This window comes from Bradyrhizobium sp. USDA 3650 (genome assembly GCF_054057395.1).
The window spans coordinates 2,432,681-2,451,512 of the sequence record NZ_JBSRZG010000001.1; the positions used below are offsets into that span (position 1 = coordinate 2,432,681).

An 18,832-nucleotide genomic window follows, 5' to 3' on the forward strand; every position below is an offset into this window, starting at 1 on the left:
TGATCGCAGGGAGGCGATGTCGGCCTCCGGCTCTCGAGGCAGCAGTATGTTCATTTGGCTTTACTTCTCGGCAATTTTCGTTGCCTTCGCCGTGGCGTTCAGTGCGGTTCGAGCCGAAGGTGCAACTGGCTTCGGTTGCGCCATGATGGCGGTCGCTCTTATCCACCTCGCCTTAAGTTCACGCTTGGGTGCCATCGACAGGTTGTGCCGCAACATGCGCCCGGCTGCGCTCATTGCGCTGATCGTCCCGGGCTTATGGATATTGCTCCAAGTCGTACCGGCTCCCTCACCTTGGCCGTCTGACGCCATCTGGTCAACAGCATCCAGCGCGCTGAGAATGCCGATCGACGGGACGATATCGATCGACACCGGAGCGACACTCCTGTCATTTGCCCGGTATTGCGTTGTCATCGCAACAGGGATTGCGGTCAGCGCCGCAACCGTGGATCGACAATCTGCGGAGAATTTTCTCTACCTCCTGACTGCCATTGCAGCGTTTGTCGCAGGACTGCAGCTCGCTTCCGAGCTCGGCTACGTTCACAGCCTCGATACCGACGCCGCGGGAGCCGTCCTCGTTTCTACGATCGGGATCATCCTGTCGTGCGCTTCGGTACTTAACGTCCGGGAACAATATTCCAGCAAACGTCGCCAGCCAAAATCCAGGTTGCACGCGGTCGTGGGCCTTGGGGTAGCGACCGCAGCATTCGCCCTGGGGACATTTTCAATGATGATGCTGGGAGAGCTGACGCTGGCTTTCGCAGCGATTTTTGGGATGAGCGCCCCGGTCAGCATCTATATCGTTCGAAAATGGCGCTGGGGAAGATGGGGCAAGGCGGGGGTTTTGACCACCGGCGTGGTTGCTCTTCTTGGTTTCGTGGCCATCGCGCCGCTCAAAACGGACGTGGACATCACAAAATTGATGTCCCCCCAAAAAAGCTGGAGTGCGACAGACCTGCTGCTGTCAGATGCAAGGCCATTTGGCTATGGAGCGGGCGCCTTCGAGGACATACTTCCGGTCTACCGTGACGTTGGCGACGTTACTCGCCACGTCTCCGAAACCGCGGCGACGATCGTCGCGGTAGAGATGGGCCGGACCTTCCTGCTCGCTGCGATCCTCGTTATGGCTGCAGCGGCCATTGTTCTTGCGAAGGGGTCGTTGGCTCGCAGCAGGGATTACGTTTACGCCGCTGCGGGCGCTGGCGTCTTAGTGACGACCGCGATGACGGCGTTCATTAACAGCGACGCCTTGAGCTTTTCAGCGCTGCTGATCATCAGCGCATGCATCGGCCTGTCGTATGCCCAAAGCCGAAGCGCAATTGAGAACGTCGTTTCATCGCTGCGAACTCGCGACGTCGACAGAACGCATCCAGTTGTTGCCGGGCTGACCGTTGATAGACCCTTGATGCGGTCATGCTGCGCCCTGTTCGGACTATTGCTGGCAGCGCAGGCAACCTGGGTATTGCTTCCAACGTACTTCCTGTTGGGAACCAAGACGGTCGCCTTTGGAGCGACGTATCCGCCGGTCTCGGTCCGTGAAAAGAATAGCCTTGCGAATGCTGCATCGATTGCCATCGCTCGTGGCGATCTGTGGGCAGAATACGGTTTTGCAGGCGCGGCGCTGTTGCAAGGGACGCCGACACGAACTTCTGATGAAGCTGTGCGTCATGATCTTCTCAAAGCCTTGAGATTTTCTCCATACCGAAGTGATGTTTGGCTGACATTCGCGTTGCTGGCGGACCAGCATAAGTGGGGCGCCTATGATCCAGGCGCACTGCTTAAGATGGCGTACTACACGGCTCCCAACGACGTTGAACTCGTACCAGCGAGGATTAAGCTTGCGCTGCGCTTGAGCGGCGCGGTTGCCGATCTCGAGCTTCAGGACATGATCAAGCGGGACGTCAGTCTCATTGTAAGCCGACTGCCGGCTCTGAGGCCGACACTCGTCGAAGCTTATGCTTCGGCAAGTGTTGACGGACGGCGCCTTGCCGAACGACAAATCGCCGAGACTGACCCGGTCTTTCTGAAGGAAATGCGGCCGCGGTGAACGTTATGCCTCTCTCCTCGAGGGCTCAACGTGCACGAGCCCTGCGCGCTGGAGTTTGGCTCGAACACACATCCCGGTGACATAGCCAATTTGAAGGAAGGCCTCCGCGGCTAATCCCCAGAGAAAAGCAGCATAGACGCCGTTCGACGCGCCCCAACAAAGCGCTTCTGCGAACGTGAACAACGCCAAAAGCAGGAGCGTCTCAACGCGGAAACATAGCCCTGCTACGTCTGCCTCCGGTGGGGGCGGTCTTGTGGGGCTGAGCGGATTGCTTTGTAACAGCATTTATGGACAGCCATAAGTTCAGTACTCAGGTTGAGCGTCTCGAGATGGTCGAGACCGGCCGTCGCCGTCATTGGACGGACGACGAGAAGCTGAAGATTGCTTGAGAGCATGCACGCGCCGCGGGCGATTTCGTCGACGGCGCGGCGGCGCGGGATATCGCGGTCGTTGCTGCTGACGTGGCGTCGGCTGTTCGCTGGGGTAGTGGTGTGGCTACCGAGCAGCCCAAGCCGGCGTTTGTGCCAGCGGTCGTGGTGAGCGCGGCAGCATCGCCGAATGCGCTGCCGATACAAGTTGCCACGCGGGCGAGCGGCCGGATGGTGATCGAGCTGGGCAATGATCGCCGGATCATCGTCGATGTTGACGTCGACGCGGCCGCGTTGTCGCGGGTGCTCGGCATTTTGGAGCGCCGATGATCCCGGTCGCAGCAGGCGCGCGGATCTGGATCGCGACCGGGCATACCGACATGTGCAAAGGTATGCAGGGCTGGCGCTCCTGGTGCAGGAAGGCTTCGGGCGTGATCCGTTTGCCGGGGACGTCTTCGTGTTCGGTCGCGCCTGCACTTTGATTAAGGCGTTGTGGCACGACGGGATCGGTTTGTCGCTTTGCGCCAAGCGGCCGGACCGAGGTCGCTTCATCTGGCCATCGGCGGTGGACGGCGTGGTGGCGTTGACCGCGGCCCAGCTGGGCTATCTGTTGGAAGCGATCGACTGGCCCAATCCGCAACACAGCTGGCGTCCGCAGAGCGCTGGATAGGCTGCGCAAAAATCCTCTGAGATTGTAAAAAGCCGGCGCCAAGCAGCTTTTATGATTCCATTGAGGCATGGAAGACGGCCTCGAAAAGCTGCCGGACGACATCGAAGCGCTGCACGCGGCGTTGCTTTGCGGCGCGCGCCGAACTCGCCATCGTGCGCGCGGACGACCTGGCGCTGATCGCGCATCTGAAGCTGCAGATCGAAAGGCTGAACCGCGATCGGCATGGTTCACGCTCGGAGCGCACCGCACGTCTGCTGGATCAGTTTGAGCTGACGCTGGAGGAACTCGAGACCTCTGCGACCGAGGACGAACTGACAGACGAAATGGCCGCGACAAAGACTGCGAACGGGACGACGACTGTGGCGTCGTTCAGCCGCAAGCGCCATCGCGCAAGCCGTTCCCCGATCATCTGCCTCGCGAACGCGTGGTCGTACCGGGACCCATGGCGTGCGCCTGCTGCGGCGGGATGCGGCTGTCGAAGCTCGGCGAAGACATTACCGAGACGCTGGAGGTGGTTCCGAAATCCTGGAAGGGGATCCAGCACGTCCGGGAGAAGTTCCGCTGCCGGGACTGCGAGAAGATCAGCCAGGCGCCGGCGCCGTTCCACGTCATCGCCCGCGGCTGGGCCGGCCCGAGCTTCCTGGCGATGGTGCTGTTCGAGAAGTTTGGCCAGCACCAGCCGCTGAACCGGCAGGCCGAGCGCTGCGCCCGGGAAGACGTGCCAGTCAGCCTTCGACGCTTGCCGACCAGGCCGGCGGCTGCACGCTCGCGCTGATGCCGCTGTTCAATCGCCTCGAAGCCCATGTGCTCGCCGCCGAGCGCTTGCACGGCGACGACACCACGGTGCCGGTTCTGGCCAAGGGCAAGACCTCGACTGGCCGGATCTGGGTCTATGTCCGGGACGACAAGCCGTTCGGCGGACAGGCCCCGCCAGGGGCTGTGTTTTACTACTCACGCGATCGCGCCGGCGAGCATCCGCAGGCGCATCTGGCGAGCTACAGCGGGATCTTCCAGGCCGACGCCTATGGCGGCTATGGCAGGCTGCCGCAATGCGGGTCCAATACTGGAAGCCGCCTGCTGGGTCCACGCTCGGCGGCCGTTGTTCGTGCTGGCCGACCTGGCCGAGAACGCACGCCGCAAGGCGCAAGGCGGCAAGAAGCCGGCGGTGATCTCTCCCCTGGCGCTTGAAGCCGTGCGCCGGATCGATGCTCTGTTCGAGATCGAGCGCGGAAGAATGGCGAGACGCAGGAACGGCGCCGGGCCGTGCGGCAGGAGCTGAGCGCACCGCTTGTTGCCGATCTGGAACGCTGGATGCGTGAGCAACGTGCCAAGCTGTCGCGCGGCAACGACGTCGCCAAGGCGATGGACTCCATGCTCAAGCGTTGGAGCGCGTTCACCCGCTTCCTCGACGACGGCCGTATCTGTCTATCCAACAACGCAGCAGAACGGGCACTCCGCGGCATCGCGCTCGGCAGGAAGTCCTGGCTTTTCTGCGGCTCGACCGCGGCGGCGATCGCGCCGCGCTGATGTACAGCCTGATCGTCACCGCCAAGATGAATGACATCGGCCCGCAAACCTGGTTGGGTTTCGTTCTGGACCGCATCGCAGAGCATCCCGCCACCGGCTCGACGAACTCCTGCCGTGGAATTGGTGCGACACGATCCGGCGCGTCGATCAGGCCGCCTGAGTGGTCCTGCCGTGGTTCTCACCGAATGCTTACCTTGCTACCAATCCGATGAGGACATGAGCAACTTATAATTGCATCTCTGCTCGGGCAATTTCAGAGTATTCTCGCGGATTCGAAATCCCCAAAGCTGGTTGATTAGCCTAGCTCGGGTCTTCGTTCCCAGTTTAATTAATTTGACTGCCGCGCCAGTATGAGTTATTTCCTTCATTCATTAATTTTTGGTTAATTAATCTAGTTGGAAGGCTTTAATCCAATGAATTTCATTGACCAACGCCTCCATGCCGAACTACGGAGCTCGGCCTTTCAGGGCCGCGACGTTCCCCCGGTTCCGATTCGGAAATGGCCCATTCGCTATCATTCCATCGAGGCAGCAACGATCCTGTTCGATGTCGCAACGATTGCCTTGGCGAGCGTCTTGGCGACCTGTGCACATCATGTCCATGAAGGCATGCGCGTCGACCTGGGGCAGCCGATCGGTTCTGCCATTCTTGTCGCAACGCTTTTTACGTTGTGCCTGAAATCGCAGGGCCTCTACGAGCCCACAGCGCTTCTCGCCTGGCGTCGCCAGGCCCGAATGATTTTTGCCACGTGGGCGGGCGTTTTTCTGCTTCTGTCCGGCATAGTTTTCGCGCTGAAAATTGGTAGTGAGCTGTCGCGCGGCACAAGCATGCTTTTCGCGGGACTAGGCCTTGTGGCACTGCTGGCCAATCGAATGCTCGCAAAAGGCCTCCTTACAAAGGGGCTCGCCGAGCGACGTTTCTCCGGGCTCAAGGTTGTGTTGATCTCCGGGCACGAAGCTTCTGGTCCTGATTTTTTCGATACCTTGGCCGCGGTTGGTCTCGACATCAAGGAAAGCTTTGCGCTGCCTCGACCAGGCGTGAACTCGAACATTCGCCGAAGGCTTGCTGCCAACGTGATTGAGCGTATCAGGGGCTCTGACATCGAAGCGGTGGTCGTTGCGGCCGATACGAACCAATGGCCCGAACTCCGCGACTTCGCGGCTGAGCTCAGGGTACTGCCCTTTCCCGTAACATTCGTTCCAACCGGCCCGGCCGCTGAGGCTTTCAAGCGTCCCTCCAGGGATCTTGGCAACTTGGTGAGCATTGAGCTGCAACGAGGCCCCCTCAGTGCCGCCGAATGTACCGCAAAGCGGTGCGTTGACCTCTTTGGTGCGGGATTGATGCTGATCCTCATAGCGCCGATGCTTGTCTTCATCGCGGTGGCGATCAAGCTTACCTCGCGGGGCCCAATTCTGTTCAGACAGCACAGGATGGGATTCAACGGCCGAACCTTCCAGATCTGCAAATTCCGAACGATGACAGTGCTCGAAGACGGACCCGCGGTGATCCAGGCGCGCGCCGTCGATAACAGAGTTACAGGTGTTGGAAAGTGGCTTCGCCGCACAAGTCTTGACGAGCTACCGCAGCTCTTCAACGTGCTGCATGGTAGCATGTCGCTTATTGGTCCCCGGCCGCACGCGGTCGCGCACGACAATCAATTTGACAAGCTCGTAAGGAACTATGGCTTTCGCCAGTGCGTCAAACCTGGGTTGACCGGCTGGGCTCAGATACACGGTTACCGCGGACCAACGCCCACAACCGAGTTGATCGAGCGCAGGGTGGAATGTGATCTTTGGTATATAGAGAATTGGAGTTTCAAGTTGGATATCTGGATCCTTCTTCGAACTCCGTACGAAGTGTTACGTGGCCGGAACGCCTACTAATCGACCCGCGCCTCGATCCTTCCATCCTCAAGAGCCTGTGCGATGTGCTCTAGCACTGCTTCTCTAGCCTGCAGAGACGGGCAACGCGCGTCTCTCATTGAGTTTTTGTCGGTGAGAAAATTCAACTGATCGATCGAAGGGGCGACGCCCGGCATCGCCTCGGCCAACTCTCGCTCGATGCGTTCCCAATCCTGGCTCATAGCAATTTCCCGATATGCATCGGTAATGAAGCTACTCCGGCCTATTGACCTTTGAAAAACAAAGTCGGTCGCGTGGTTAAGGACCAAATAACCCCCCGCGAGTTCCCTATCCTTATCTCGCCGGGCCGAAGACCAGGGCGCATTATGCGGCTTCCGCCGCACTCCCAGAACTTAAGTTACGCAAGCGCGCCGCTTTCGGCCGGTGCCGGCCCGACAGCATCGCGCTTGTCGAAAGTCAGATGTGGCCCGAGCGACGTCATCGGTGCCCCAGGTTCGGGAGGATATTATCTGGGCCGCCCTTAAGTTGCGCTAGAATCAATCAAAGGACTACCTTTACGTGCGGATGGCCGGACGTTTAATCCTTATCCTAATTGAAATCGCGCGCAAAAATTGCCGATTAAATAAAACTAAGACCTTTTAATGTGCAAAAAATTAAGTAAAATCTCTTTGATTTTGGTTCTGTTTTAAAAGTCGCCCAAACCTCGGTTTCTTCGGGAAAGCAAATTTTTTGACACAGGGCGCATCTTTGCTGGATTCAGATCGCATGACCAAGCTGGCTTTTTTGGAAGCGATGAATTTTGACGAGCTCTGGATCTTGCACGAGCGGCTCACAAAGATCCTCTCGGACAAGATCACTTCAGAAAAGCTGGAACTGGACAAAAGATTGGCGCAGCTCAATGGTGCGGATCTTGGCGAGAGCCAGGAGACGCAACCGCGGCGGCGGAAGTATCCCAAGGTCTTGCCGAAATACTACAATCCGTCAGCTCCTAACGAGAAATGGTCGGGCAGAGGCAAAATGCCTCGATGGTTGGTCGCCGCGCTTCAAGCCGGCCGGAAACTTGAGGACTTCAGGATCGAAGCCGCCGAGAAGTCTGATAGCTGAATCGTTCAGGCGGCATCAGTTGGCCAGCTGACAAAATGTGCACGTTGCAACGGTTGTTGCACGATGCCGAGAGGCCGGCAGGCAGAGCGTACAATCGCAAAATAATCGTACTATTAAGATCTTGGCGGGCGCGACCGACTGCTCGAATGGAATTCGACTTTATCATCTTGGATCGACAACACCGTGAGTAACCCTGTTGCGTACGCTCCTGTGTCGATGTTGATGCGATGGCTTCTAATCTCGGGTTCCAGGCTTGGAGTATGGCCATGAACCACTACCTTGCCGAAATCTCGGTCGCTACTGAGAAACGGCTCGCGAATCCACATCAGATCCTCTTCGCTTTGCTTATCGAGCGGAACGCCAGGCCGCACGCCAGCATGAACAAAGAAGTAATCTCCGCAGCTGAAAAAAGGAACGAGGTTCGCCAGGAAGTCAGTGTGAGCGGAAGGAATTGCGGCGGCCAAGGCGACGCTAACTTCCCGTCCTCTCTGCAGCACGTCTCTGGCGGAGATCGTTATTCCGTAGGACATCAGCGTCGTCATGCCCCCCAGTTTAATCCAGTTAGGAAGCATCTTTGGGTCGTCCAGCAGCCTTAACAATAGGGCCTCGTGATTGCCTCTAACAAAAACGGTCTCGTGCCGCTGCCCTCGGTCAATGAGAAGGTCGATTGTGCGCTTCGCATCGGGGCCTCGATCGATATAGTCTCCGAGAAAGACTTGGATTGCCTGTTCTGGCCTGGAACGAGCCAAGTCAGCATCGATGAGATCAAATGCACCGGCCAGCAGATCAGCGCAGCCGTGAAGATCGCCCACTGCGTAGATGCGGACCCCTTTTGGCAGGCGCGCGCGCCTATCGAAACGAGAAAAAAAAGTCCTCAGCAACATGGAAGCTTATCGAACCGCTCAGATGCCGGTCGCACTGGGGCGTTAGCGAAATGAGCCTGAGTACGCACCCCAGAATGCCGGCCCGCCATAAGGTCCATAGGCGCCATAAAGGGCGTAGCAAGAGTATCCGTCAGGACACCCGTGACGGTGCCTACCGGCCGGATACCGTACTTCGTATCCAGCAACACGATCGACCCTCGACGTCCGAATTGGGAGAGCTGCGTCCGCAGCCCGTATCGGTTCAGGGATAGATGCGGCGGCAACCGCTCCCACGAATGCTCCCCTCACAAGCCATCTAGCAAAGTTGAGCGCCGACATGATTTACCTCGCATTCACCTTAGACTTGCCAACGAGCCACACCACGGCGAAAACGAGCCATAACACAGCGAAAAGCCAATATCTATCCCGCCAAATTGCCCGGCCCAACGCGTGACGGGAAGAACATGCAACTTGCGCCCCCATTTTAGGCTGGACGTCGACCTCACAAGCGCGCGAGCAACTAAATAGACAATCGTTTGGTTAACAGCCCAAACAGGATATTCCTGCGTCGAAAAGTCGCGCAACGTCGCTACGCGTCAAAAAAACACCGGGGATGCTATAATCTTCCTGCATTATTGGCAGATGTCGGCACGTACTTTTTTCAGCAACAAATAAGAACTCACTTTGAAGATCACAGTATTTCACGAACCGTGGTGGTTGTCCGCTGTGAGTGGCGGCCTCGTTCACGAATCCGTTGTCAAACGCGGGAACGATGTGGTTGGCCGATTGCCTTACGTCTTCGCGCGCAAGGGCCCCTTTCGTCTGCTTCGCATGCCAGCATTCACACATGTGCTTGGCCCCGTCGTCGATTCCGGAGACGGAAAGCCGCAAACGCGTCTCACCAGACGACTGGCAATTACCCAGCAGCTAATCGACCAATTGCCGTCAACATCAGAGCTCAAATTCTGCTTGGATCCATCTTTGGATGATGGTTTGGCGAAGATTGACGGTCTTGCCTTCCAGGACCGCAAGTGTTCGGTTGCGCCTCAGTTTACCTTCGAAATCGACTGCCGGCGAAGCCTGGACGATCTCCTGACCGCTCTGGATCTGAAGACCCGGCAGCACATACGCCGCGCCGAAAAGGCCTATCACGTTCGTTCACTGGACCAACCGGAAGTCTTTATCGATTTCTACTTGAAGAATCTCACCGCCTTCGGCCGGACCAGCCGGATAGGTTTTGACAATTTTCCGGTCCTTTTCTCAGAGTGCCGCGCCCGCGAGTGTGGAATTATTCTGTCGCTGTTCAATGAAAACGATGAGCCCATCGCAATGACTTTTTTGGTGTGGGGCCACGGCACCATGTACTACCTGCTCTCTACGCGCTCCCGTCATTCCCATGACTCCGGCGCAATCAGTCTGTTGTTATGGTCAGCAATCAAGAGGGCACACGAGCTAGGGCTCTTTCTCGACCTCGACGGCATCTACTCAAGCGGAACCGCTCGCTTCTTGGCCAACTTTGGTGGCAAGCTGAAAACGCGTCTCGTCGTCCGGCGCAGCCGGATGCCCTACAGCGCGCTCCAATACGTGAAGGCGCAGTATTCCGGCAACGAGAGCAATTTTTTCACTTGATGATATTCTTCGCGTGCAGCGCTGAAAGTCGTCTTAAGCGACGCTAGGTAAGGCTACGGAATGTTCGACGGCGCCGAAAATCCCCGCCAATATCTTATATCGCTGCGAGCTTCCGGCGCCAGGCCGCCCTTGTTCTGCCTTCCTGGTTCAGGCGGCGATGTGAGAATTTTCCGGGACCTGGCTGCAGCGTTACCGCAAGCGCAGCCCGTTTACGGGCTCGACATGGAATGGTTATGCGATCTTACGGAACATTTCTCCGTAGAGCAGATCGCTTCCTTCTACCTTCGTGCTGTCAAAGCCGTTCAACCGAGCGGTCCATACCAGTTCTGCGGGTACTCGTTTGGTGGGCTAGTCGCCTATGAAATGGCCTCGCAATTAGCAATAGAGGGCGACAGAGCGAGCCTGGTGGCTCTGCTCGACGCGCCGAATCCCGCCCAACTTGCCGCCTTACCGGAAACGGATGCGACGGCTTATCGAAAAACCTATGTAAATGACCGGCTCACAAAGTACGGCCGTGACTTGATAAAGGGCAATATCAAGACCTTCCTCAACCGCGGGCTCGTCTTTCTTAGCTCCCGCAGCAGAGGATTGCTAACACCCTGGATCAAGAAAGCATTTCGGACTATCGGAAGGCCGCTGCCCACCAAGCTGAGAGGCGACGATCCTGGCTTTATAAATGCTTGGCACGCTTACGTTCCGAAGCCCCATCCGATGAGCGTCGTCTGCTTTCGCGCCCAAGATCGTGGCCCGGAACACGATCTTGATCCGACCATGGGATGGGGTACGTGCGCGACAGCTGGCGTCGCTATTCACCTCGTTCCAGGAAGACACGTCGACATGATGAGAGAACCATCAATATCTTCCGTGGCCGAAAAGCTAGACGTTCACCTGGTCCAAGAAATTAGAAGTTTGCACTAAGGCTGGCACCGCTGCCGATCACCCGGAGAGTTCGCTTCGCTTCACCGCGTGCAACAAATGGATCTTGTTAGATCCGTTTTGAGCCCATTTGCGCCAACTTGTATGCTTCGGCGTAGGCACGAGCCACTGCACCCGCACCATAGCGCGATCGGAATCGAACTTGGGCACTCATTCGTGCGCGCTCAAGAAAGTCGGTGTCAACGATAAATTTCTCGATGGCGCGTGCGAGGCCCGTCAGATCACGTGGCTCGACCAAAATTCCGGTTTCGCCGTCAGCGATGATGTCCGGAATTCCGGCAATCCGAGTGCCGATTGCGGGAAGACCAAGCGCCATGCCTTCCAACAGGCAAAGCGGAAACATTTCTCCCTCCATATAACTTGGCAATACCACCACGTGTCCCGACCGCATAACCGCCGGAACTTGCCGATGGTCGACCCGTCCTAGACACTCGACCACCTCGCTCAAATCCAAGCGAAGGATCTCCGCCTCAATTTCTGGCCGCGTCGGCCCGTCACCGATCAGGATTGCGCGAAGCATTGGGTATTGGGAATGGAGCTGCCCCATGGCGCCCAGCAATTCCATATGGCCTTTGCCTCCAAACATGCGCGCCGACATGATCAACGTTAACTGTCCCGGCAGGGGCTTCAGTGCGACGCCCTCGAACGCAGCTTCATCGACGCAGAACGGAATGACAGTCATTTGGCTTCTTGAAATACCGCGCCCGATCATTTCCTCGGCTGCAGTCGAATAAGGGAATACAACTCGATCCGCGTATCGCCTTTCCAGCCAGAAGGTAATGGAGGACACCAAATTCCAATATTTCCAATACCAGCTTAGCGTCGCGTGATGCGTGATTATAAGTGGAGAGGACCAACTGGCGAGAAACCCTTCAAGGCCTGCTATCCCGACAGCGTGAATATGCATGACGTCATGGAGCCGCTGCAATTTCCCAAGAGCCCGTACACGACGCAGGCGCGTCAATAGTTGCGTCCATTTTCCCTGCCGGCCACTCGTCAATGTCTCGCCCTCCGAGAGATCAAAGACAGCTATTCCATTCTCATTGGCGATCCTGCCCACTTCCTCCCGGGAGCGAAGATCAATTGCAATAGTGGACAGAAATCCTAACCTCTTTTGCGCAACGCAAAGTTGGAGTATGAATGTCTCCACGCCGGTCATCCCGAAATTCGTCGGCATGTAGTGGAGGATTCGCAATGACGGAAGGCGCGAATACTTCGTGCAGGCCATACCCAAATCCCCTTGCCTATTCTTTCAATAAACTTTTAGTTGATCTGCCCAGCAGCGAAAATTACTCTGGTGCGTTTACTTAGATAACAATAGTCTTGGCGTATCTGTTCGTGAATCGCACCTCTGGCAAGGCAACCTCCGTTCGCCGAGCTGGGCGATAACCATCAATATTTCACCACTATGCACCAACGGGATTCCAGTGCTTCAGAATGGACCTGCGACCATGGATTTGAGCGTGACACCCCCACGCTTCTGTTTAAATTAGCGCAAAGCAACTGCAAATCTCCCTTTATTATGGAAAGCAATCAAATTGCGCGTCAACAAAGCTACTTGGGACAAGATTGGCTATGTCACCAAACCGGGCTGATACACGTACACATTTGGCTTTGTGACGATCACTCAAGCCTATAATGGCCGAACGCTGTTTTCACTTTAGTCGCGCGGGTGCCAACCGAGATGTCGGTAAGTGAAGAGTATCTGCTTGGTGCGTTCGATATCGGTTACCGACAAACCAGCGATTGATGGACAGCGCGGTTCGTGACGACAGCGGCGGCGCAATCGAGCGGCCAAATCAAACAGTTTACGTCTTGAGACGCCTCGCCCCAAACCGCCACGGCCGACGAGCGAGCCATGCAGCGGGACTGTTCTTCTCGCAAACGCTCGGTCGTTAGCCGTAGCCCGCGCGAAATCAAATCTCGAATGAATTGGAACAAGACACGGAGATGGTCGTGCCGTGCGCCACCGCGGTGGCGAGAATTCAACGACGAACATTCATTGGAGCCGAGCCGAACGTCCCGCGACCGGCTTTTTGCTACCACTGACTTTCGCTTAGACTGATCGGCTGAAACACGATACGACGCCTCGACAGCTCGAGTTCGACCCTCTGTGAATGTTGTTTCCAGCCCATCGTCGTACGCACTTTGAATTTTGGCTCCTTGCCTTGCTCCTCTGCTGCAAGAGCGCCGCGAGCGGCCTCGTACATCATCAGAAGGCTCGGCGTTGTGAAATCTGAATAATCCATACGCAACCCGTAAAGAACTCCACTCAACCGCGTTGGCGACAACCACGGCGCTCCCTGAAATAATGGGTGCAGCCTACCTAAGGCTTTGTTGGAAAGCGGGTATATATTAACCATTTTGTTCGGTTTGGCTAGTCGCCCGTCGCTGGCATCAAAGTCCAGTAGGGCCACAGTTTTACCTACTGGGGCCCGCGCGCCTTCCCTTTGATTTTATTTAATTTACTTTATTTTCCAACCTAACTCGGGGAGCATTAAACCGGCCTTGTTTTTGGGTTCAAAAGACGTCGGTTGCCGCTCAAGGCGCTGGTCGCTCGCGATAATCGATGGAAATGTGACGCGCGTCACATTTGACTTCCAGCGCTTCTCCCACCTGCCCGTTCACATTGAGAGCGCATACGATGACGCGGGTGCTGCGCGATGTCGGCTTCGAGATGGTCGAGGGTGCCAATCTCACCCGCGACGCCATGACGGCGAAGCTGCTCGAGTTCGGAAAGAAGAGCGAGGGCGCCGCGCTGTTCTTCCATGCCGGCCACGGCATCGGGGTGAACGGCACCAATTACCTGCTGCTTGTCGATGCCGAGATGGACGTCAAGCTCGGCGCGGCGATCAATGTCGATCTCACGCTCGAACAGACCATGGCCGACGCCAAGGTGAAGCTGGTGTTCCTCGGTGCCTGCCGTGACAATCCCTCGTGGCCAGGATCCGTTCGGCCAAGGCGATACGGTCGGTGACCGTTACGAGCGGTCTTGCCGAGATGAAATCGGGCGAGGGCACGCTGATCGCGTTCGCCACCGGCCCGGCCTGACCGCGCTCGACGGCGAAGCCGGACCAACAGCCCGTTTACCCGCGCACTCGTCGCCGACGTTGCGCAGCCGGGCCTCGAGATTCAGCAGGCGATGACCAGGGTTCGCGCCCAGGTCAACGATGAGACCAACACGGCGCACCTGCCCTGGGGCCACACCAATCTCTCGGCCCGGTTTACCTGAACCCGGCCGCTGCGACCGGGACGGACGCTGTTGTTTCCACTCCCGTCGTTGCCCAGGCTGGCGAGGTCGAGCTCGAGTTCTGGCGCTCGATCAAGGACTCCAACAAGGTCGAGGAACTCAACGCCTATCTCATCAACTATCCGAATGGCACCTTCAAGTCGCTGGCGCTGGCCCGAATCGCCGCGATCCAGGACGGTCCCTCCACGACGACCCGTAACTCCACGGCCGGCGTCGATCCCAGGTCCTTCACTGATACCGCCGACCAGACCACCGAGGACCAGATCGGTCTCGACAAGAGCCAGCGCCGCGACGTGCAGCGCCGCCTGACCGGCCTTGGCTTCGACGTTGAGGCGACCGGTAAGTTCGACGAGGACATCCGCTCGGCCATCATGCGCTGGCAGGCTGTCCGCGGCCATCCCGCGGCCGGCTACCTCAACAAGCTCCAGCAAAAGGCGCTGCAGTCCGAGATCGTTTCCACCCGCGTCGCTTCCGACGAGTCGGACGAGCCCGCACGTCGCCGCTCCTCCGGCGGTGGCGGACGCCGTGCTCATGGCGGCGGTGGCGGCATGGGTGGCCCCGACGCCTTCTTCGGTAACATGATGGGCGGCATGTTCGGTCGCCGTTGAAGTGTCCGAAAAGCCAAAAAGAGAGGTTGGGCCATGATGATTGATGTAGACAAACTATCTCTGCGAGAGGTTCTGCACCTGCGTCGTGAAATTCAAATAGTGTTGGCGCAAAAACCCCAACAACGAGGCGAGAGGATCATCCGTGTCGAATCCGAGTTGGACAGCGCGATAGATACTCGACGCGCAACAAGGCATACGGATGCCTAGCGCAGCTCTTCCGCTAAGCCAGTTTGAGCAAAGTACCAGAACCATCGCTTGCGCGATGATTCGGTCGTGTAAGGCGTCACGTCCAGGGTAGCGTCGAGACCGGCTGCAAGTCACCGCAGTGAAGGGACTCACTCCAAGGAGCTACGCGACCCGCGGCCCACCACAAGATCCGCAACTGCATCGCCTGTGTTTATACGGTAGGCCGAGCTGATCGAATACGGATCATCGGCTTCGACGCGAATGCGATCCAGGGAAATCGTCATGGTCTCCGATGGCCATTGCAGCACCATTTTGCCAGCGTCATTTTTTCCACGTCCGTTGGAGCAGACCGGCAGGCGCGATTTAATACGGTTTAATTCTTTAAGTCCAAGAGGCCACAAATCGCCTCACCTTTGACGGGCTAAGCCGCGCGCGGAACTAATTCTCAACAAACTTTGAGACGACTCAGGTAGTGAAAGGATAGGGAGCGGAAACGATCGGATGACAATTAAGAACATCGTGATACCTTTGGAAATTGAGTATCTCCAACAGGCCGCCAAACATCGTGGGGTGTCACGCACAAGGCTCGTTCGACTGCTGATGGAGCGTGTCGTCAAGGACGAACTAGTCCCGCTAATTCTCGGGAATGAGAGCCTGCAGAAGCAAGAAGAACGCCAGCAGCGTTATCGCCGTTTCCGAAACTCCTAGGTTCTGTGCCCAAACCCCTTGAGGTTGAAGACGCGGAGTGATTCAAGGCCCCAAATGGAGGCTTTGATGGCACGCTTCGATTTGACAGACGCCGAGTGGTCAATCATCTGTCCGCTGTTGCCGGGAGCGGAAGGCAAAAGAACGGCCTGCCGCGGCCGGACGATCGCAAAGTACTCAACGGCATCTTCTTTGTATTGCGTACCGGCACGCCGTGGCGCGACTTGCCAGAGCGCTACGGCCCCTACACCACGGTCTATAATCGGTTCAATCGCTGGGCGAAGGCTGGAGTTTGGCTTCGGATATTCGAGGCTTGGCAGCGAAATCACCCCAGTCGCTGCAACTGATCGATAGTTTCATCATCCGCGCCCACCAGCTCGCCGCATGTGGTAAAAAGGGGGTCCGGATCACGCCATTGGCCGTTCTCGTAGAGGACTAAGCACCAAGATCAATGCCGTTGTTGACCACCAGGGACTACCGGTACGGATCGTGCTGTTGCAGGGCCAATCAGCCGACAAAACTATCGCGCCGATGCTGATCGAAGGGCTCAAGCCGGATCGCGACCTCGTCGCCGACCGCGGCTATGACGCCTGCGTTATTGTCGATCTGGTTGAACGTCGTGGCGGCCGGGCCCACATCCCCACCAGCAGAGACCGCAAGGTTCAGCGTTCGGTCGACCTCGCCATCTATCGACAACGCAATCTCGTCGAACGCTTCTTCAACAAGCTAAAACACTTCCGCCGCGTCGCCACCCGCTATGAAAAGACCGCCCAAAACTTCCTCGCAGCCGTCCTTTTGGCTGCAACACGCCTATGGGCTAGGTTTGAGTCCACGGCCTATAGGCGGCGGGGACATCTGCCGCGCCGTCATGAAATACCGGGCGGGTCATGGCGAGGACACGATGACCCCGCGGTCGCAGGTCTATTGCAACCGCGCCCGTAACCGTCTTGTCGCGATGAACTCGACCTCGGTGGGGACTGAAGTGGCGGCTGTTCCGGATCCGGCGCCTCGCGGTTGCGGCTGTAGCTCCGGCCAAACCGGCGAGCCGCCCGAAGCTGTCGGCGCAGCCGAAAACGGTCTATGCCCACAATCGTCAGGGCACCGCGGCCGCCAGCCGCGCCTTTTGGGCCGCGCACGAGGCCAGGGTCAGCCAGATCAAGGCGCGCATCGAAGCACGATGGAAGCGCATGGCGTCGCGTTGATTCTTTACAGCCGTTCGCTGAGCGCGAGCTTGTAGCCGACGCCGGTGACCGTCGTAATCACGGGCGTGCCGCTGCCGACGAGCTTGCGCCGCAGCCGCGCTACCAGCGCATCGACGGTGCGGATGTCGACCTCGTGGCCTGGCGGTTGCTGACGACCTCGATCAGATAGTCGCGGCTGAGCGGCCGACCATCGGCGCCGACCAGCGCCGCGAGCAGATCGAATTCGGCGCGCGTCAGCGCCACCGGCTTGCCGTCGCCGCCGAGCAATTCGCGCCGGGTCAGGTCGATGATCCAGTCGCCGAAGGCGATCGAATTGTGGTTGCGGGCCGCCTTGCGGTCGAGCGAACGCCGCCGCAGCACACTGCGGGCGCGCGCGAGCAGGTCGCGCAGATTGATCGGCTTGGTGACGTAATGGTCGCCGGCGATCTCGAGACCGAGGATGCGATCGACGTCGGTGTCGCGGCGCGTCACGAAGATGATGCCCGCGTTGCCCGGTCGAAGCGAGCAAGGCACAACGCCATTCGGCCGTTCGCACACGCTCGATGTCCTGCGCGGCCTCGCCATCGCCGGCGTGATGGCGATCCACGTCTCGCAATTTTTTCCGTCGCATATCCACGCCGTCGACTATGCCTTCATGTGCGGATGGACCGGCGTCAACGTGTTCTACTTCGTCAGCGCCATGACGATGTGCCTGATGTGGACGAAGCGCGTCGAAACCGGTCCGACGCGCAAGTTCTAGATCCGCCGTGCCTTGCGCATCGCGCCACTGTTCTGGCTCGCGATCCCGGTTTACCTGGTCATCAACGGCGCCGGGCCGAGCGACAACGCGCCCAACGGCATCGGCCCTGTTCAAGTGATCCTGACCGCGACGTTCCTGCACGGCTTCTGGCCGGACAGCGTCAACAGCGTGGTGCCCGGCGACTGGTCGATCGCGGCCGAGATGACCTTCTATCTCGTCTTTCCGCTTCTGATCACCGCGTTCGGATCGCGCCGCCATCTCTATGTCGCGCTGGCGATCGTGCTGCATCTGGTCAATGTCTGCCTGTTCAAGCCGTGGGCCTTCGCGCTGTTCTCCGCCTATTACGGCCCCGGCATTTGTCTGGACCACGCTGCACATCAGCTTCCTGAATCAGTTGCCGGTCTTCCTGGTCGGATGCGCGCTGTTCTTCTCGCTGCGCGACGGATTTGCCAAGTCGGACGCTGCGATCTATCCGGTCTTCATCGCGCTGTCCTTTGTCGCCAATCGCGTCACCGGCTCGCACGAATTCAACTATCTGATGATCAACCTCGTGCTCGGCGCGCTGGTTGCCGGCTGCATCAAGCTTGCGATCCGCTTCCAGCCGCTCGAAGCGCTCGGCCGCAATTCCTATTCGATGTACCTGTCACTTCGCGGTGATCTACGGCCTGCGTCAGCTCTGGCCGGTCGCCGAGGGACTGGTCTCGCTGTTCATCGCCTATGTCGTCACTGCCGCGCTGAGCTATCTCGTCGCACGCGCGACATGGCATCTGGTCGAACGGCGCGCACAGGACCTGGCGCACCGCCTGACATCCGCGGGATCGGACCGGTCGACCCTTCAGCCGGCCATTACTGCCACCGCGGCCGGCATGCGCTGACCGGCTTGCTTCATTGCCGTTTTAATCTCTACTGTGGAGACTCCTGACGCTGGAGTCGGCACCATCGAGGTCATACTGCTCGGCACCGGCGGCCCGCGCCCGGACCCGCGCCGCATGGCAACGACCACGCTGATCAGGCTCCGCGACGAGAACATCCTGTTCGACGCAGGCCGCGGCGTCATGGTACTTGCGGATGTCAGGCAGGATTATGCGGGGCCGGTTGTGCTCGGCGAGGATCTCACGCGCATCGAGGTCTAAGCGCCA

The 18,832-nt window shown here is 58.2% G+C and carries 17 protein-coding genes and 5 pseudogenes; 17 read left to right on the forward strand and 5 right to left on the reverse strand.

Features of this window, described 5'->3' with window-relative positions; all coding sequences use genetic code 11:
• The first annotated feature begins 46 nt into the window (after positions 1 to 46).
• The 5 genes and pseudogenes from ACVIN2_RS11475 (at position 47) to ACVIN2_RS11495 (ending at position 6,492) form a co-directional block, all read left to right on the forward strand.
• Positions 47 to 2,044 (forward strand): hypothetical protein, encoded by a 1,998-nt coding sequence (locus tag ACVIN2_RS11475; protein WP_456765696.1) that lies wholly within the window; start codon positions 47 to 49, stop codon positions 2,042 to 2,044.
• Positions 2,045 to 2,535: 491 nt separating this feature from the next.
• Positions 2,536 to 2,742 (forward strand): IS66 family insertion sequence element accessory protein TnpB, encoded by a 207-nt coding sequence (locus ACVIN2_RS11480; protein WP_231171088.1) that lies wholly within the window; start codon positions 2,536 to 2,538, stop codon positions 2,740 to 2,742.
• Positions 2,684 to 3,082, forward strand: coding sequence for an IS66 family insertion sequence element accessory protein TnpB (tnpB, locus tag ACVIN2_RS11485; protein WP_007606829.1), 399 nt, complete (start codon positions 2,684 to 2,686; stop codon positions 3,080 to 3,082). The genes ACVIN2_RS11480 and tnpB overlap by 59 nt, the downstream gene beginning before the upstream one ends.
• Before the next feature lie 67 nt (positions 3,083 to 3,149).
• Positions 3,150 to 4,769 (forward strand): annotated as a pseudogene (gene tnpC / locus ACVIN2_RS11490) (IS66 family transposase).
• 253 nt (positions 4,770 to 5,022) lie between these two features.
• A complete protein-coding gene (locus tag ACVIN2_RS11495) occupies positions 5,023 to 6,492 on the forward strand; it encodes an undecaprenyl-phosphate glucose phosphotransferase (RefSeq protein ID WP_456765697.1) in 1,470 nt (489 codons plus the stop codon).
• Here the strand turns inward: ACVIN2_RS11495 and ACVIN2_RS11500 are convergent.
• On the reverse strand, positions 6,489 to 6,692 hold the full coding sequence (locus ACVIN2_RS11500) for a hypothetical protein (protein WP_007606827.1): 204 nt from the start codon (positions 6,690 to 6,692) through the stop codon (positions 6,489 to 6,491). The two genes, ACVIN2_RS11495 and ACVIN2_RS11500, sit on opposite strands and share 4 nt — an antisense overlap.
• A 544-nt stretch (positions 6,693 to 7,236) precedes the next feature.
• Here ACVIN2_RS11500 and ACVIN2_RS11505 point away from each other — a divergent pair.
• The gene (locus ACVIN2_RS11505) at positions 7,237 to 7,575 is read left to right on the forward strand and encodes an H-NS histone family protein (RefSeq protein ID WP_007606826.1); all 339 of its coding nucleotides are present in this window, start codon (positions 7,237 to 7,239) and stop codon (positions 7,573 to 7,575) included.
• A 113-nt stretch (positions 7,576 to 7,688) separates the two neighbouring features.
• Here the strand turns inward: ACVIN2_RS11505 and ACVIN2_RS11510 are convergent, their stop codons facing one another.
• Positions 7,689 to 8,459, reverse strand: a complete 771-nt coding sequence (locus tag ACVIN2_RS11510) for a metallophosphoesterase family protein (protein ID WP_007606825.1) — start codon at positions 8,457 to 8,459, stop codon at positions 7,689 to 7,691.
• Between the two features lie 663 nt (positions 8,460 to 9,122).
• On the opposite strand from ACVIN2_RS11510, the gene ACVIN2_RS11515 reads away from it, so the two are divergent.
• Complete coding sequence (locus ACVIN2_RS11515; RefSeq protein WP_456765698.1) at positions 9,123 to 10,067, forward strand: GNAT family N-acetyltransferase; 945 nt, start codon at positions 9,123 to 9,125, stop codon at positions 10,065 to 10,067.
• Positions 10,068 to 10,127: 60 nt separating this feature from the next.
• Positions 10,128 to 10,985 (forward strand): thioesterase domain-containing protein, encoded by an 858-nt coding sequence (locus ACVIN2_RS11520; protein ID WP_456765699.1) that lies wholly within the window; start codon positions 10,128 to 10,130, stop codon positions 10,983 to 10,985.
• Between the two features lie 67 nt (positions 10,986 to 11,052).
• On the opposite strand, the gene ACVIN2_RS11525 is transcribed toward ACVIN2_RS11520, so the two are convergent.
• Both ACVIN2_RS11525 and ACVIN2_RS11530 read right to left on the reverse strand, forming a co-directional pair.
• Positions 11,053 to 12,231 (reverse strand): glycosyltransferase family 4 protein, encoded by a 1,179-nt coding sequence (locus ACVIN2_RS11525; protein ID WP_456765700.1) that lies wholly within the window; start codon positions 12,229 to 12,231, stop codon positions 11,053 to 11,055.
• Positions 12,232 to 13,042: 811 nt separating this feature from the next.
• Positions 13,043 to 13,252 carry a hypothetical protein gene (locus ACVIN2_RS11530; RefSeq protein ID WP_050992598.1) on the reverse strand — a complete coding sequence of 70 codons (210 nt, stop codon included), beginning with the start codon at positions 13,250 to 13,252 and terminating at the stop codon, positions 13,043 to 13,045.
• A 428-nt stretch (positions 13,253 to 13,680) separates the two neighbouring features.
• Between ACVIN2_RS11530 and ACVIN2_RS11535 the strand changes: the two are divergent.
• The 5 genes and pseudogenes from ACVIN2_RS11535 to ACVIN2_RS11555 all read left to right on the forward strand — a co-directional run.
• Positions 13,681 to 14,235, forward strand: a pseudogene (locus tag ACVIN2_RS11535) (caspase family protein).
• Positions 14,236 to 14,546: 311 nt separating this feature from the next.
• A complete protein-coding gene (locus ACVIN2_RS11540; RefSeq protein WP_456765701.1) occupies positions 14,547 to 14,861 on the forward strand; it encodes a peptidoglycan-binding domain-containing protein in 315 nt (104 codons plus the stop codon).
• A gap of 687 nt (positions 14,862 to 15,548) precedes the next feature.
• Entirely contained in the window at positions 15,549 to 15,755 is a 207-nt protein-coding gene (locus ACVIN2_RS11545; RefSeq protein WP_007606809.1) for a hypothetical protein, read from the forward strand.
• Positions 15,756 to 15,821: 66 nt separating this feature from the next.
• Positions 15,822 to 16,574, forward strand: a pseudogene (locus ACVIN2_RS11550) (IS5 family transposase); the annotation flags it as partial.
• A 16-nt stretch (positions 16,575 to 16,590) separates the two neighbouring features.
• Positions 16,591 to 16,954 (forward strand): annotated as a pseudogene (locus tag ACVIN2_RS11555) (transglycosylase SLT domain-containing protein); the annotation flags it as partial.
• A gap of 4 nt (positions 16,955 to 16,958) precedes the next feature.
• On the opposite strand, the pseudogene ACVIN2_RS11560 reads toward ACVIN2_RS11555, so the two are convergent.
• A pseudogene (locus ACVIN2_RS11560) lies at positions 16,959 to 17,443 on the reverse strand (winged helix-turn-helix domain-containing protein); the annotation flags it as partial.
• On the opposite strand from ACVIN2_RS11560, the gene ACVIN2_RS11565 reads away from it, so the two are divergent.
• Genes ACVIN2_RS11565 through ACVIN2_RS11580 form a run of 4 tightly spaced genes read left to right on the forward strand, consistent with a single transcriptional unit; the run spans position 17,430 to position 18,826 of the window.
• Entirely contained in the window at positions 17,430 to 17,693 is a 264-nt protein-coding gene (locus tag ACVIN2_RS11565) for a hypothetical protein (protein WP_456769885.1), read from the forward strand. The pseudogene ACVIN2_RS11560 and the gene ACVIN2_RS11565 overlap by 14 nt on opposite strands.
• Positions 17,694 to 17,705: 12 nt before the next feature.
• Positions 17,706 to 18,350 carry a hypothetical protein gene (locus ACVIN2_RS11570; RefSeq protein ID WP_456765702.1) on the forward strand — a complete coding sequence of 215 codons (645 nt, stop codon included), beginning with the start codon at positions 17,706 to 17,708 and terminating at the stop codon, positions 18,348 to 18,350.
• The gene (locus ACVIN2_RS11575; RefSeq protein WP_007606807.1) at positions 18,347 to 18,568 is read left to right on the forward strand and encodes a hypothetical protein; all 222 of its coding nucleotides are present in this window, start codon (positions 18,347 to 18,349) and stop codon (positions 18,566 to 18,568) included. Before ACVIN2_RS11570 ends, ACVIN2_RS11575 begins: the two co-directional genes overlap by 4 nt.
• Before the next feature lie 33 nt (positions 18,569 to 18,601).
• Entirely contained in the window at positions 18,602 to 18,826 is a 225-nt protein-coding gene (locus ACVIN2_RS11580) for an MBL fold metallo-hydrolase (RefSeq protein ID WP_007606806.1), read from the forward strand.
• The last annotated feature ends 6 nt before the right edge of the window (positions 18,827 to 18,832 follow it).

What these genes read in the sequence shown, in the direction of transcription:
- ACVIN2_RS11475 (WP_456765696.1), top strand. Translation starts at nt 47, where the DNA reads ATGTTCATTTGGCTTTACTTCTCGGCAATTTTCGTTGCCTTCGCCGTG.
- tnpB (WP_007606829.1), top strand. Translation starts at nt 2,684, where the DNA reads ATGTTGACGTCGACGCGGCCGCGTTGTCGCGGGTGCTCGGCATTTTGG.
- ACVIN2_RS11495 (WP_456765697.1), top strand. Translation starts at nt 5,023, where the DNA reads ATGAATTTCATTGACCAACGCCTCCATGCCGAACTACGGAGCTCGGCC.
- ACVIN2_RS11500 (WP_007606827.1), bottom strand. Translation starts at nt 6,692, where the DNA reads ATGAGCCAGGATTGGGAACGCATCGAGCGAGAGTTGGCCGAGGCGATG.
- ACVIN2_RS11505 (WP_007606826.1), top strand. Translation starts at nt 7,237, where the DNA reads ATGACCAAGCTGGCTTTTTTGGAAGCGATGAATTTTGACGAGCTCTGG.
- ACVIN2_RS11510 (WP_007606825.1), bottom strand. Translation starts at nt 8,459, where the DNA reads ATGTTGCTGAGGACTTTTTTTTCTCGTTTCGATAGGCGCGCGCGCCTG.
- ACVIN2_RS11520 (WP_456765699.1), top strand. Translation starts at nt 10,128, where the DNA reads ATGTTCGACGGCGCCGAAAATCCCCGCCAATATCTTATATCGCTGCGA.
- ACVIN2_RS11525 (WP_456765700.1), bottom strand. Translation starts at nt 12,231, where the DNA reads ATGGCCTGCACGAAGTATTCGCGCCTTCCGTCATTGCGAATCCTCCAC.
- ACVIN2_RS11530 (WP_050992598.1), bottom strand. Translation starts at nt 13,252, where the DNA reads ATGGATTATTCAGATTTCACAACGCCGAGCCTTCTGATGATGTACGAG.
- ACVIN2_RS11545 (WP_007606809.1), top strand. Translation starts at nt 15,549, where the DNA reads ATGACAATTAAGAACATCGTGATACCTTTGGAAATTGAGTATCTCCAA.
- ACVIN2_RS11565 (WP_456769885.1), top strand. Translation starts at nt 17,430, where the DNA reads ATGATGCCCGCGTTGCCCGGTCGAAGCGAGCAAGGCACAACGCCATTC.